Genomic DNA, 14,223 nt, shown 5'->3' on the forward strand with positions numbered 1-14,223 from the left:
CTTAAAAATAATGACTTAAAAAGCGACTTTGAAATACAAAAAAGCAGATATCGATTATGATGTCTGCTTTTTTATTGACTATTAAGGGAAGTGATAAGCTCTTAAGTCGCTCTAGGGCGTGTCCTCAGTTCAACCGATAGCAATCTAAATGGCGATAAAAATGAGGTAAATCTTGCCAAACATCGTCAAAATGAGGACACGCCCTAGTTTGAGTATAATCGATTGATTGCGATTTAGAGTCTAAACAAGGATTAGTGTGTTTAACTGTAAAATTTGACGGCAGCATACGGCATAGGCTGTATTTGTACTGGTCAATTCCATCACGCCCAAACTCAACAATTTAGTGTCAATTAATAATCATTATTTAGGATAATCTGATGACCCCAATCCACATTGCCTTAGCCGTATTGGTTACCTTTATATGGGGTGTGAATTTTACCTTTATTGCATGGGCGCTTGAAAGCTTTCCACCACTAATGCTCACTGCCCTACGCTTTTTCTTTACTGCCGTGCCGTTGGTTTTGTTCCTCAAGCCACCTAAATTCAACCGTACGCTATTTATTTATGCCATCGGTACCTTTGTCATGCAATATGCCTTTGTATTCACCGCCATGCATTTGGGTGCATCGGCAGGATTGACGGCGTTATTGCTACAGGTTCAGATTTTTATCACCGTATTACTGGCTTTTGTCATACTGGGTGAAGCGGTGAGTCGCATGCAAATCATCGGTATGGTGGTCGGTGTGCTAGGACTGGGTGTCATTGCACTCAATCTCGGCGGTGATATGCCTTTGATTGGTTTTATCTGTATCTTGATTGCGGCCATAGGTTGGAGCTTTGGCAATATTGCTTCAAAACAAGCCTCAACACAGCAAAGCATTAGTAACACCTCTACTACCTCGCCTATTAATAGCAATAATAAAGCTTCAAATAAGACATCGGCACTGTCTGCGCTAGCACTGGTAGTATGGGGCGGTCTGATCGCTTGTGTGATTTTGACGTTATCATCTCTACTATTCGAGACCGAAGCATGGCAGCTTGCGACATTTACGCAGGCATCGATTAAGTCTTGGCTATCGCTTGGGTTTATTGTCTATATCTCAACCCTGATTGGCTTTGGACTATGGGCGCATCTACTGGCGCAAAATATAGCCTCTAAGGTTATGCCCTTTGCCCTACTGGTGCCTGTATTCGGTATGGCAACTTCAGTGCTGTTCACAGGAGAGATAGTAACGTGGTGGAAAATGCTGGCGATGACGCTCATTTTATCCGGACTGATATTGGCAAATGTGAAGATGGGACTGGGAAGAAAAGCTGCTAAAACTTAAGCCACTATTAATAAAAAATCATGAATGCCGATACTATTATTATCTTTTGTCTACGCACTGTTTTCGTGCAGGACAGCTGATTAAGTTACCTCCGTAATTTTAGTCGTTACAGTGTTTTCAATGTTAGCAAATACACTTTTACCCAAAGCGCCAAGATTGTAGGCGGCAAACTCATGATATAAGGTCACCACATCGCCCATAATTAAAAGCGCAGGGGTTGGCAAATTCGCGCTCGCTTGCTGACTAGAAATATTGCCAAGCGTGCCGATAAGTAACTGCTGCGTGGGTAAGCTGGCATGGCTAATAATAGCAAAAGGCGTCTCGCTGTCGCGACCTGCAGCCATCAATCCCTGAGTCATCTCATCTAACCGATGCAAACCCATATAAAACACCACCGTTTGCGTGCTATCTAGATGCTCATGATAGTCGTTGTTAGGCGCGCCTGCCTTTTTGCAAGCAGTGACAAACTTGACAGACTGCGCATGATCGCGATGGGTCAATGGGATACCTGCTCGGCTCGCAGCGGCACTGGCGGCCGTGATGCCGGGGATAGACTCAAAGCGAATGCCGTGGCGCACGACTTCTTGGAGCTCCTCACCGCCGCGCCCAAAGATAAAAGGGTCGCCGCCTTTGAGTCTGACGACTGTTTTGCCTGCCAGCGCATGCTTAACGAGTAGCTCGTTGATGCCTTCTTGCGGTAAGGCATGATTGGATCTGCGTTTACCGACGAATATCTTTTCGGCGCTCGGCGCGCACATATCTAAAATATCCTCCGAGACCAAACTGTCATAGAGTACGACGTCTGCCCGCTGCATCACACGCAAGGCTTTTAGCGTTAATAGCTCAGGATCACCCGAGCCTGCGCCAACTAAATAGACTACGCCTGTACATACAGAGTCTTGTCTATTTAATGAATTAGCATTTTGAGCACAATTTTGATTCGCCAAATTATGGGTTGCAAGGTTTGGAACAAATACAGATGAATGACTCATGGCGATAGCTCCTAATAACAGTATGAATACAGCAAAGTGAATACTTGACGAACAAATAACTTGAATGACTTGGTTGCCCTGATAACAGTCCTTTTAAACGGTAACTGACTTACCATTAGTAGTACTTATCAGTTGCAAGTGATGTGCCATTTGCCTCTCTAAGTTTGCATAAGTGGCGCGTACTATGCGCGTACTGTGCGATCAATTCATTAATCTGACTGATACATGAGCCACAGTTGGTACCCGCTCGGCAAGCGTTGCCAACCGCTTGCGCGCTACGACACTGCTCATTGGTAATTGCATTAATAATGATATTTTCTCCGACTGCCATACACGAGCATACCAATGGACCTGGGTCGATATAACCTGTGGCTGGACGACCTGCGAGCAGCCACTTATAGTGCTGATCAACGGGTATCGCCTCGGTACTGGCAAAGCAGCTATCGAGCCAATGACTGCTCGGCAGTTGCGTCATTTCTGGAGCGAAGTAAGCCACGAGCAGTAGTTGGACGTTATCTTTTGTAGCACTTGTAGCGCTGATAATATCTGGTGTGCGACCATCTATCTCTACATTACTCGTATCCGATTGCGTTGAGATAAAACGCAGTTGTCCTGCCAGTTGATTAAGGGTAAAAGCGCTATTAAGCAACAATTTATCTGTTAGATCATGTTGATAGGTGTCGATAAACTGTTGCCAAAAGTTAGGGTCGAGTAATTGTTCGACAACGTTATTAATTGGACTAGCTAAAGTAATTAAGACACTATTTACTTGCCGACTGATACTCCATGTCAGCGCTGGCAATACTAAATAGGACGAATCATTCTCTGTATTTAAATTTGAAAACGATGCTTGCTCTGATAATTGGTCTCGCTGTTGTTGCGCAAGACGACTGTTTATAGCCTGCAAATGCACCAGCATGGCGTCTTGGAGATTAGGATGCACCAAAATCTTGCCAAGCGTCTGCATCGGTACGCGACTGATAAAAATGGCTGAGTTTTTAAGCTCAGGCTGCCCTGAATGCGGATCGACTACGGTTGGAATGAGCGTACCTACGCGGGCAAAGCTAGCAAAAGCATCGCTCCAGTGCATCGGCATAAAGCCATCACCGATGCGCATACTATCGCTGATGGCGACTTGTGCCAGTACCTTAGCGTGCTCATTTGCATCAATCGACTCACTATCTTTTTCCCTACTTTCATAGCGAGGATGCAACTGCACATAATCATCCTTATCGATACTGAGTTTTTTGGCATCATCGGGATGCAGGGTTAGCGTCGGTACTGACTCATGCTGATTGAGCTGCGACGCCAGTCCCGTACGCGTCATGGTATGCCACTGATCGCGTAGTCTGCCGGTAATTAGTCGTAGAGGTACCGTCAGTAATTTATCACTATCAGACTCAGAAGTAGCGCTCCTGTTATCGCTTTTCTTATTATTCACTTTTGATTTTGAGCGATACTGATGCAGATTGGGCAAGCTGGCCTTGGCGGCTGGCGTGATAGCGATAAGGTTGGCTTGCAGGGGCACGATGCGCGCACCGCCCCATTGAAAGGGCGTCATGGTTTCATAGTCGTCATGACTTAAGAAAGGTAAGATGGTCTTTTGGCTCTTATGATGACTATCTAGCTTTGAGCTAACATGCATCACTGACAAATCTTTTGCTACATTCAGATAGCGCGGTTGATTGGTTGAAGATGCAGGCTGGCTAAAATCATTCTTAAAGGCAGTCAGGGCTATATGCTCATTGAATATCTCGCTAGGATGCTGATAATTAAAGCCTGCCAGCCCCATACGCGTAGCGACTTTCGAGAGTATCCACCAGTCGGGCTTGGCAAGACCGAGCGCAGGCATCAAGGTGCGTTGGCGTGAGATACGCCGCTCAGAGTTGCTCACTGTACCTGATTTCTCACCCCAACCTTGCGCTGGCAAGACAATATCCGCGCAGTGCACCGTATCACTGTCTACCGAGCAATCAGACACAATAACCAAATCGCAGTGAGCGAGCGCTTGGCGAAATCTGTCGGCTTCAGGTAAGCTCACCACAGGATTGGTCGCCATAATCCAAATGGCTTTGATACGTCCATCCAAAATCGCCTCTGCAGCATCGCAAGCTTGGATACCCGCTGTTGGTGCTATAGGCTGCGGCGTTTGCCAAAAGTCAGCTACCCATTGCCGATGTACGCTGTTATTCAACTCTAGATGCGCGGCTAATAGATTGGATAGCGCACCGACCTCACGCCCGCCCATGGCGTTTGGCTGACCAGTAAGTGAAAACGGACTAGCCCCTACTTTGCCGACCCGCCCTGTCAGTAGATGGGTATTGATAATGGCATTGACCTTGTCAGTGCCGCTTTTGGACTGGTTGACGCCCATACTAAACGCGGTCACTGTCTTATCATGGCTAGCGACTAGCTGATAGAACTGGCGAATACTTTGGATACTGACTTGGCAAGCGCTTGCCACTTTCTCAATGCTCCATGTTTTAGCCGCACTCAAAGCGTCATCAACACCGCTCGCATACTCAAGATAAGCCTCATCTGCGCATTCTTGCTCGCTAAGATAATGCAGTAGTCCATTGTATAAATGCGTATCGGTGCCCGCAGCGATAGGCAAATGTAAATCTGCAAACTCGCAAGAGTCAGTACGGCGCGGGTCAATGACTATAAGTTTTTTATTAGCATCCGCTTTTTTGGCAGTAAGGAAACGCCCGAACAATATAGGGTGACACCAAGCCATATTGGAGCCGACTAGCACCAATAAATCGCAAGCTTCCAAATCCTCGTAGTTACTGGGGACGATATCAGCGCCAAACGCACGTTTGTGTCCTGCCACCGCTGATGACATACATAGACGGGAGTTAGAATCGATATTGTTATTACCGATAAAGCCTTTGATAAATTTATTGGCGACATAATAATCTTCAGTCAATAGCTGCCCTGAGACATAGAACATAATGCTGTCTCGACCATGTTTGGTAATAGTGTCATTTAGGCGCTGAGCAATATCTTCTAATACCGTGTCCCAATCCGTATTTTCTATGAGCGCTTTTGTCGCAGATGCGTTTATAGCTTTATTACTAGAAGCTATATCTAATGGCGCTATTGGTATAGCCTGTTGTCGTTGCATAGACATCAGCTTGTTTTGATAATAAGGCTCAGTCAATCGGTGCTCAACTCCCAGCGTTTGTGCCAGCGCACTGCCCTTTGAGCACAATTTGCCAAAATTGGCAGGATGCTCAGGGTCGCCTGTTACACTGATAGTGCCAGCCGTATCAACCCGAGCTAAGACCCCGCAGCCTACGCCGCAATAAGGACAGGTAGTACGTATAGTAGAGGTAGATTCTTCAGTATAAGTCGCAATGCGAGAGGTTTTTAAGGGGTCAGTAGGTGGCGTTTTAACGAGGTTATCAGTTAAGAGCTTATCAGGTAAGCGGATAGGCGTCTTTGGCACTTGATTGACGTTTGATTTATTATCTAAAACCAAATCACTCATGATGCGACTCCTGTATTTCGTAAATCTGATTGGCCATCATTGTTTATCTTAGTAGTAAGCGTCACATCTATATTTTCATTGTTAGCGTCGCTATTGGCCGTTATTTTTTTTAGATCACAGTAGGCCGCACCATAGATTAAATGCTCTCTTATCGCTGTAATATCAGTGCTACTGTTAACCAGTTCACTGTAAAAACCGCCTTCATTTACCTCACCGTAGAGTACCGCGCCGACGAGCTTGTTGTCTCGCAAGTAGAGGCGGTGATAGTGGTTGATGCTGGTTTGCTGATAGGTGATGGTTTCTATATTTAAGGCATCACTTTCATCAAAATCAACTTGTCCTGCTGAAAAAGCACTGATACCAGATACCTTTAGTTTTAATGATAAAGGTTTGCTAATAAAGGGCTGCCAGTTTTTTTTGGGCTCTGAGCTGTTAACTACTATCCCTTCGTCTTTTAACACAGAGTCCTTAAGCACAGTATTTTTTGATAGGGTTTTTTCTAATACAGTATCTTTTAATAAAGCGCCCTTTAATACAGAAACCAAAGTATCGACTTGCTGATTGACGGGCGCGACCATCCCAAACAGCTCACCGTCCAGCTCCACACATTCGCCAATAGCATAAACATTGGGGCAACTAGTGCGCATATAATTATCAACGATAATGCCGCGATTGACCTCAAGACCACTGCCCTTTGCCAGTGCTACATTTGGCACGACGCCTACTGCCATTACGATAAAGTCAGCAGGCAAGGTGCGCCCGTCTTGTAGCAATAACCCGCAGACCTTGCTGGCTGTCGTCACTATACGTTCGGTAATAGCCGAGACTTCTAGCCTGATACCGCGAGAGACCAGTTCTGCTTGCAATAAGGTAGCAGCAGGCAAATCAAGTTGACGGTTAAGTACATAGTCATCCATGTGTACAACGGTCATCGACGCCCCCTGTGCGGTTAATGCACAAGCCGCCTCCAGCCCTAAGACTCCGCCACCAATGACTATCCCTATCTTAGCTTGACGCGCATACTGGCTGAGCGCCTTAACATCGGCGACCTCACGAAAGACGTGAACGCCTATAGCATCATGATTGGGAAAAGGAATAACACGCGCGCTCGAACCTGTTGCTAGTACTAGCTTGGCATAAGTTAGCGTCTGCCCATTATCCAATTCTATTAACTGCTGAGCGCTATCAATCGCATCGACGCTGACACCTGCAAGCACAGTGATACCAAGCTGCTCATACTCTGCTTGGTCGTAAAGATAAGTATCCTCAAACACGGTATCGCCTGCTAGTACAGGGGACAGCATAATACGATTGTAGCCTACGTGTTGCTCTTTGCTGATAAGCGTTATCGGTAAAGAGCTTGAATTTTCCGACGCCGTTTGCAGCCGGGCGCGCGCCAGCTCAATAGCAAAACGGCTGCCTGCCATACCCGCACCAATGATGACGATGCCTGTACTGTCAGCACTAGCATGTAGTGTGGTTTTGGACTTCTGGCAGTTCTTAGTTGTAAGTGGTGCTTGATCATTTGATACCAATGACGACATCATAAGAGTATTCCTTAGCTGCAATGTACAGTAGTAAATATATAGCGTGTCATATCATTTTTGGTTAAAGCTCACCTTATGTGAAATAAGCCAACAGCGATAAAATGAGTACAAACTCAATAAAGCAAATGCTATGCCATACCAGTAGTGGACGGCGGACAATAAGCGGTTCAGGCTCACTAGTATTGCTAGCATTATCAGGGTTAAAATCCTGTAGGAATTCGCCAATCGCTTGGTAGCGAGCTTGGGTATTAGGATGCAGCGCACGCAATAACGCTTGCTGGCTAGCAGCGGGTACACGGTACTTGCGTAAACGTTCGGTCGGCAGGATTAAGGTCTGGTTGGTTTGAGTCGCATTCATGAGTGCTTGCGAGCTAAAAGGACGAGTGCCAGTTAGCAGCTCGTAACCAATCACCGCTATAGAGAATAGATCAGAGTGCACTCCTTTTGGTGCATCGCTGTAATATTCTGGTGCAGCGTAATGTAGATCGCCGTTGGGAGGTCTGGTGCTGTCTTTGAGTATTGAGGAGCTTGCCGAACCAAAATCAATCAGTTTGATCGCACCATCAGCGCTTATTAGGATGTTTTCAGGTTTGATATCTTGATGCAACAGGTAGTGCCGATGCATCACTCGCACTGCCATACCGATCTTGGTGAGTAAATCATAAGTTTGCCACACATCACACGGTGCGTGACGATCAATAAAAGCTCTTAGACTCTCGCCTTCAATGTATTCAGTCAAGTGATACAGATAGTGGCTGCTGGCAGGCACAGGATAATAGCGCAGCAAGCCTGACACACTATGTGCTAGGTTTTTGCTTAAACCGGCTTTGTAATTTGATGCGCTATGCGTGTCTGTAAAGGTATTAGGGTCAGCTTGATTATAAGCGCTCTCGCCTGCTCGCTTATGTTTGGATAGGCTAAGCCCTATGCTGCGCTCCTTTAAAAACTCGCGTAGATAATTGCCATCTGCTACAGTATTTAGGCTTGGGGACTTGATAACGAATGTCCGTTTATACTCGTCCTCGACTAAATACACTTCGCTACGAGCCGTACGCGCTATCACCTCAACGACTATGAAGCCATCGATCCGTGCGCCAACGTCTAAGCCCGTTAATAACTGATAACGATAGATATCGTGAAGGGCAAACGGGTCATTATTACCATTGTCATTATTTACATTGTCACTACTGTCGTTAGTATGATCACCGTCGCCTGTCTTTTTTTTATGGAGTAATTGCGCCTTTATACCGAGTATTATCATCGTTAAATTGTCATGACTGCCGTCATTAAACGCCTGCTCGCATAGGTTTTGACTGATAGAAATATCAGCCGCCAGCTTTGACGTCTCCATTGATGTACCTAGCGCTCGTGCTGCTGTACACAGCTCAAACTCAAGCTCTGCGTCGTTAATAGACTCATAGACGCCATCGGTCATTAGTGCCAGACATTCCTCTTGATGCAAGGTAAACACCGACTGCTGCAGCTCAATGTACATATCTGCGCCGATAGCCGCAGACAGCGCCCCTTTATCTAGACCACGATGGATACGGTGGTCTTTGGTCAGCACTGTCGAGCTATTGCTATCGATACGATAAATGCGCGAATCTCCCGTATGGAATAAATGGATGCGATCGCCGATGCATAGCAGACCTGACAAAGTGGACAACAAAGGCGGTACGCGCTGATGAACCTGCGGGAAATACAGCGCATCGTTGGCTTTGTTCACCGCTATTTTAATTAGGCTAGCGATTTGATGATCATCAAAGCTTGTCGATACTGTTTTATCAAGCAGCGTGTTTTCAAGCGCTAAAGTCAGGTGATGAGCCACCGTATTAACCACCAATCGACTGGCCTGTTTGGGAAACTGACAAGCGCTAACGCCATCGGCTATCAATACCAATAAAGGGGCGTGATAATGCTGGTTATTGATACCAATAGTCTCAGCTATCTTGCGATATGGCAGACAAGTGGTCACCAGCAAGCTGTCTTGGTTTTCAGCTTTACGTCCTTTTGTCGTATAAAAATCCAGCCACCACAGTGCTTCATGCGCACCGTCATGGCTCGTTGTATCTATACTTTGAGCGTTTAGCGTTGTATCTTTTTGCATAGTTAGCTTACCTGAATCTGCGCAAAACTACCGTCAGGCATCTCTTCAACAATCACGCCTTCAGGTTCTTTTAAAAAGAATAGCGCTATGAATCCAACCACGGCGGTTGCCGCAATGACAAAGAAGAACGCTTGGTAGGAGACGAGGCTGAGTACGGTCAGATAAACCACTGAGCCGACATTGCCATATGCCCCTGTCATGCCCGCGAATTGTCCGGTCATACTGCGCTTGATCAGCGGAATGACCGCAAAGACTGCGCCCTCGCCGGCTTGTACAAAGAACGAGCAAAACATGGTGATGAGTAGCGCCAGTGCAATCGGCCACGTCGAGTCGACAATACCCATCAGTACATAGCCGACTGCTAGTCCTGCGGTCAAAATCAGTAGGGTAATCTTGCGCCCAAACTTATCACTTAGCCAGCCACCGCCCGGACGCGACATCAGATTCATAAAGGCGTAACTTGAGGCGAGCACCCCTGCCATGACAATCGATAGATTAAAGGTCTCTTGATAAAACAGCGGCAACATAGACACCACCGCCAGCTCCGAGCCAAAGGTGGCAAAGTATAAAATGTTTAAAATACCCACTTGCTTGAAATCATAACGCTGCGCTTTTGGCACCGGCGTCGTAAATACCTCTTTATTAAAGCGGTAACTGCTGACAAACTCATAAATAAATAGCAGGGTCAGACCGATATAGACTATGTTCACAGTCGCCTGACTGAGTAAGCTGACACCCTCTGGTGATAGCTTCCACGCTAAGAGTGCTAATGCCAAATACATCGGTAGCTTAAAGGTCATCATCAGCCAAAAATCGCCGGTTGAGGTCACCATCATCGCGCCAGATTTTTTGGGTTTAAAATAGGTGGCACCCTTGGGCGTATCACGCACCATCTTATAAAAAATCACGCTATACAGCATCATCACCACCCCCGAGGTGGCCGTCGCATAACGCCAGCCTTCATCACCGCCTAATATAGCAGCGGCAGCAATAGCAACCGTTGGTAGTAGCAATGCAGCCGCAGCGGAACCAAAGTTACCCCAGCCGCCATAAATGCCTTCAGCCGTCCCCAGCTCACTGGCAGGGAACCAATCGCTCATCAAGCGAATACCCACTACAAAGCCTGCCCCAACGAAGCCTAGCAAGAACCGAGACAAGGCAAGAGTGTTGTAATCTTGCGCAAAAGCAAAGGTAAAACAGGGAATCGCGCCAATAGCTAAAATGGCGGTGTAGACGAGTCGTGGCCCAAAGCGATCAGTCAGCATACCGATAATGACGCGGGCAGGTATGGTGAGCGCGACGTTCAATATCAGCAAAGTTTTGATTTGATCTTTGCTCAAATTCAAGGTCTCACCAATGGCAGACAAAAAAGGCGCGTGGTTGAACCAGACAAAAAAGGTTAAGAAAAAAGCGATCCAGCCTAAATGTAGAATCTTATTTTTATCTTTAAAGGAGAAAATATTGAGCTTATCTTGTGTTGGCACAGCAGATTTAGAGGTTGGCGATGATGACATAAACGAGTTCCTTAAGTGGCTAACTTTACAGTTGTCATAATAAGTAATGGTGAAAAAACTTATCAGTTAGAACACTTAGGGCGGTGCAATGGCTGTGCCAGTAGAAGACTTAGTGGTGATTATCGTTATATATCCTAATTATAAATAAAAGGGTCTACGCCTTGCTATCAAAGACATTCAAGCCTTAATGAAAAGATTAACTATATTTCATTAATAATAAAAACTATCTTGATTCGGTTATATCAATAAAAAATACTAATAGCGCCATTAGTAATCAATATGGTGCATCACGTCATCTATTTTGGTGCATAACTGAACGCTGTTGCCACTTTTTAAAGCGTAGTCGTTTTTAGCCACTCTTTATTATCCCAATCTCTTTTAGGGCTTTTAGCGCTTTGATTACTTATAAACAGACTAGGTGCACTGCACTCATCCTCACATTATTAGCGACTCATAAAGGGAAGAAGCTGCGCGCACCTTTGGTGCTTGGCACAGTTATTGAATCAGTAATGGAGGTAGGCACTAAATATTACTCTTCGTCACAACCGTTAGACCGCAATATTTAGACAACCCTTTATTGAGGATAAATGTATGAGTAACACAGCAATGAATACAACCAGTAAGCCTAAGCTAGTCGTCATCGGTAACGGTATGGTCGGGCACCATTTCGTTGAACGCGCCATAGAACAAGGCCTACATGAGCGTTTTGAGATTCATGTATTCGCTGAAGAGGATCGCCCTGCTTATGACCGCGTTTATCTATCCAGCTATTTTGAGCACAAAGATGCTGGCAAGCTTAATTTAGTTGATCTTAGCGCTTACAAGTCATCAAATATCGAACTGCATCTCAATCAACGCATTGTTAATATTGACTCAAGCGCCCAATCTATTACCACAGAAGATGGTGAGCAGATTGAGTATAGCGAGCTGGTACTGGCCACAGGCTCCTACCCATTTGTGCCGCCTATCGCAGGACGCGATCATCCGCACTGCCACGTTTATCGCACTATTGCGGATTTGGATGAGATATTGGCTATTGCCCAATTGCCCAAAGTCAAAAAAGGTGTGGTGGTGGGCGGTGGTCTACTCGGTTTAGAAGCAGCCAAAGCCTTGGTTACCTTAGGACTAGAGACGTATGTTGTAGAATTTGCGCCGCAGCTGATGGGTGTTCAGCTTGATGCCGCTGGTGGTGATATTTTAAAACGTAAAATCGAAGCGCTCGGTGTCACGGTTTTGACAGGTAAAAACACCAAAGAGATAATAGCCAATCCAAATACTGACGGCGCTGATGCGTGTCATCTGACCATGCAATTTACCGATGATACCTCGCTCGATACCGATATGATTGTCTTTAGCGCAGGTATTCGTCCGCAAGACGATATTATAAAGAGCAACCCTGATTGCGGTATTGAGATGGGCGCACGCGGTGGTATCTTAATTGATGAGCACTGTCGCACCAATGCTGAGCACGTTTATGCCATTGGCGAATGTGCGGTATGGGACAATAAAGTGTTTGGTTTGGTCGCGCCGGGCTACAGTATGGCGAGCATTTGCGCCGCTCAAATCGCAGGTCACAGTGAACAAGTATTTATAGGCGCTGATATGAGCACCAAGCTCAAACTCATGGGCGTCGATGTTGGTAGTATTGGCGATGCGCATGGTATTACAGAGGGCGGATTGAGTTATCTGTATCAAAACCCAGCAGAGGGCATTTACAAAAAGCTGGTCACGACCGCTGATAACAAACGCCTGCTTGGTGCGGTATTGGTTGGTGATACTGAGGATTATAATAATTTATTGCAGCTGTATCTCAATGATATCGACTTGCCCGCTCATCCTGAGAGTTTGATACTGCCTAATGTCGAAAAACCGACGATGGGTATAGAAAACCTGCCTGATACGGCAACGATTTGCTCTTGTTATAACGTCACCAAAGGCGCTATCTGCGCTGCAGTCGACAATGGTGCCTACTCGATTGGCGATGTCAAAGCGGTCACTAATGCTGGCACGGGCTGCGGTGGCTGTGCGCCCATGGTTAAGGACACTTTAGGCTACCAATTAACTACCTTAGGCTTTGAGGTCAATAACGACTTGTGCGAGCATTTTGCCTACTCCCGTCAGGAGTTATATAGCTTAATTCGGGTGCATGGTATTCGAACCTTTGATGCGCTACTCACCGAACATGGCAGTGGTCATGGCTGCGAGATTTGCAAACCAACCGTCGCCTCTATTTTATCGTCATGCTGGAATGATTACGTACTCAAACCTGAGCTGACCCCGCTACAAGACAGCAATGACTATTATCTGGGTAATATCCAAAAGGACGGCACCTATTCAGTGGTACCAAGAGTACCGGGCGGCGAGATTACTGCCGATAAGCTTATCATTCTTGGGCAAGTCGCCAAAGAGTTTAACTTATATACCAAAATCACCGGTGGTCAGCGCGTAGATCTATTTGGCGCGCGTATGGAGCAGTTGCCTGATATCTGGACACAACTGGTAGCCGCTGGCTTTGAGACCGGTCATGCCTATGGTAAGTCGCTACGTACCGTCAAGTCTTGTGTCGGTAATGACTGGTGCCGATACGGGGTGGATGACAGTATGGGTCTGGCGATTAGGCTCGAGGATCGCTACAAAGGCGTGCGCTCGCCGCACAAGATTAAGATGGGTGTGTCAGGCTGTATGCGCGAGTGTGCCGAGGCGCAAAGCAAAGACTTTGGCATGATCGCCACCGAAAACGGCTGGAACTTATTCGTCTGCGGTAACGGCGGTATTACCCCGCGCCATGGCGAGCTGTTCGCCACCGACCTCGATACCGAGACGATGGTCAAATATATCGACCGTATTATCATGTTCTATATTAAAACTGCCGATAAGCTGCAGCGCACCTCAAAATGGCGTGAAAGTTTGGAAGGCGGACTTGAGTATCTACAAGCGGTCATTATTGAGGACAGCTTAGGCATAGCGGACGAGCTTGAAGCACAAATGCAGCTGCTAGTCGATAATTATGTCTGCGAATGGCAAGCCACCATTACCGATAGCGAAAAGCTCAAACGCTTCCGTCATTTTGTCAATAGTGAACAAGGAGATGATAACGTGGTCTTTGTCAATGAACGCGCGCAGATTCGCCCCGCAACGGATATTGAAAAAGTCAAAATCCAAGTGACCGAACTGGCTTAAATGCTCTCCTATTCCTTTAAACACAGCGCTAGCACTTTTTAGAACTGGCTGTGTTTAGAGTC

7 protein-coding genes are annotated in these 14,223 nt (G+C 46.3%); 2 read left to right on the forward strand and 5 right to left on the reverse strand.

Annotated features, from left to right (window positions below; all coding sequences use genetic code 11):
* The first annotated feature begins 377 nt into the window (after positions 1-377).
* Positions 378-1,328: an EamA family transporter gene (locus CXF65_RS05575; RefSeq protein ID WP_025652726.1), complete on the forward strand. Its 951-nt coding sequence runs from the start codon at positions 378-380 to the stop codon at positions 1,326-1,328.
* Between the two features lie 80 nt (positions 1,329-1,408).
* Here CXF65_RS05575 and cobA read toward each other — a convergent pair whose 3' ends face one another.
* The 5 genes from cobA to CXF65_RS05600 form a co-directional block, all read right to left on the reverse strand.
* Positions 1,409-2,320 carry a uroporphyrinogen-III C-methyltransferase gene (cobA, locus tag CXF65_RS05580; protein WP_025652725.1) on the reverse strand — a complete coding sequence of 304 codons (912 nt, stop codon included), beginning with the start codon at positions 2,318-2,320 and terminating at the stop codon, positions 1,409-1,411.
* 115 nt (positions 2,321-2,435) lie between these two features.
* Complete coding sequence (locus CXF65_RS05585) at positions 2,436-5,813, reverse strand: molybdopterin-dependent oxidoreductase (RefSeq protein ID WP_101211333.1); 3,378 nt, start codon at positions 5,811-5,813, stop codon at positions 2,436-2,438.
* Entirely contained in the window at positions 5,810-7,360 is a 1,551-nt protein-coding gene (locus tag CXF65_RS05590) for an NAD(P)/FAD-dependent oxidoreductase (protein ID WP_227523202.1), read from the reverse strand. Before CXF65_RS05590 ends, CXF65_RS05585 begins: the two co-directional genes overlap by 4 nt.
* Before the next feature lie 73 nt (positions 7,361-7,433).
* Positions 7,434-9,467 carry a bifunctional protein-serine/threonine kinase/phosphatase gene (locus tag CXF65_RS05595; RefSeq protein WP_101211334.1) on the reverse strand — a complete coding sequence of 678 codons (2,034 nt, stop codon included), beginning with the start codon at positions 9,465-9,467 and terminating at the stop codon, positions 7,434-7,436.
* Between the two features lie 2 nt (positions 9,468-9,469).
* A complete protein-coding gene (locus tag CXF65_RS05600; protein WP_101211335.1) occupies positions 9,470-10,981 on the reverse strand; it encodes a NarK family nitrate/nitrite MFS transporter in 1,512 nt (503 codons plus the stop codon).
* A gap of 591 nt (positions 10,982-11,572) precedes the next feature.
* Between CXF65_RS05600 and nirB the strand changes: the two genes are divergently transcribed.
* Positions 11,573-14,161: a nitrite reductase large subunit NirB gene (gene nirB, locus CXF65_RS05605; protein ID WP_101211336.1), complete on the forward strand. Its 2,589-nt coding sequence runs from the start codon at positions 11,573-11,575 to the stop codon at positions 14,159-14,161.
* Positions 14,162-14,223: the final 62 nt, after the last annotated feature.

This window comes from Psychrobacter sp. Sarcosine-3u-12 (assembly GCF_002836005.1).
GTDB classification, from domain to species: domain Bacteria; phylum Pseudomonadota; class Gammaproteobacteria; order Pseudomonadales; family Moraxellaceae; genus Psychrobacter; species Psychrobacter okhotskensis.

What these genes read in the sequence shown, in the direction of transcription:
- CXF65_RS05575 (WP_025652726.1), top strand. Translation starts at nt 378, where the DNA reads ATGACCCCAATCCACATTGCCTTAGCCGTATTGGTTACCTTTATATGG.
- cobA (WP_025652725.1), bottom strand. Translation starts at nt 2,320, where the DNA reads ATGAGTCATTCATCTGTATTTGTTCCAAACCTTGCAACCCATAATTTG.
- CXF65_RS05585 (WP_101211333.1), bottom strand. Translation starts at nt 5,813, where the DNA reads ATGAGTGATTTGGTTTTAGATAATAAATCAAACGTCAATCAAGTGCCA.
- CXF65_RS05590 (WP_227523202.1), bottom strand. Translation starts at nt 7,360, where the DNA reads ATGATGTCGTCATTGGTATCAAATGATCAAGCACCACTTACAACTAAG.
- CXF65_RS05595 (WP_101211334.1), bottom strand. Translation starts at nt 9,467, where the DNA reads ATGCAAAAAGATACAACGCTAAACGCTCAAAGTATAGATACAACGAGC.
- CXF65_RS05600 (WP_101211335.1), bottom strand. Translation starts at nt 10,981, where the DNA reads ATGTCATCATCGCCAACCTCTAAATCTGCTGTGCCAACACAAGATAAG.
- nirB (WP_101211336.1), top strand. Translation starts at nt 11,573, where the DNA reads ATGAGTAACACAGCAATGAATACAACCAGTAAGCCTAAGCTAGTCGTC.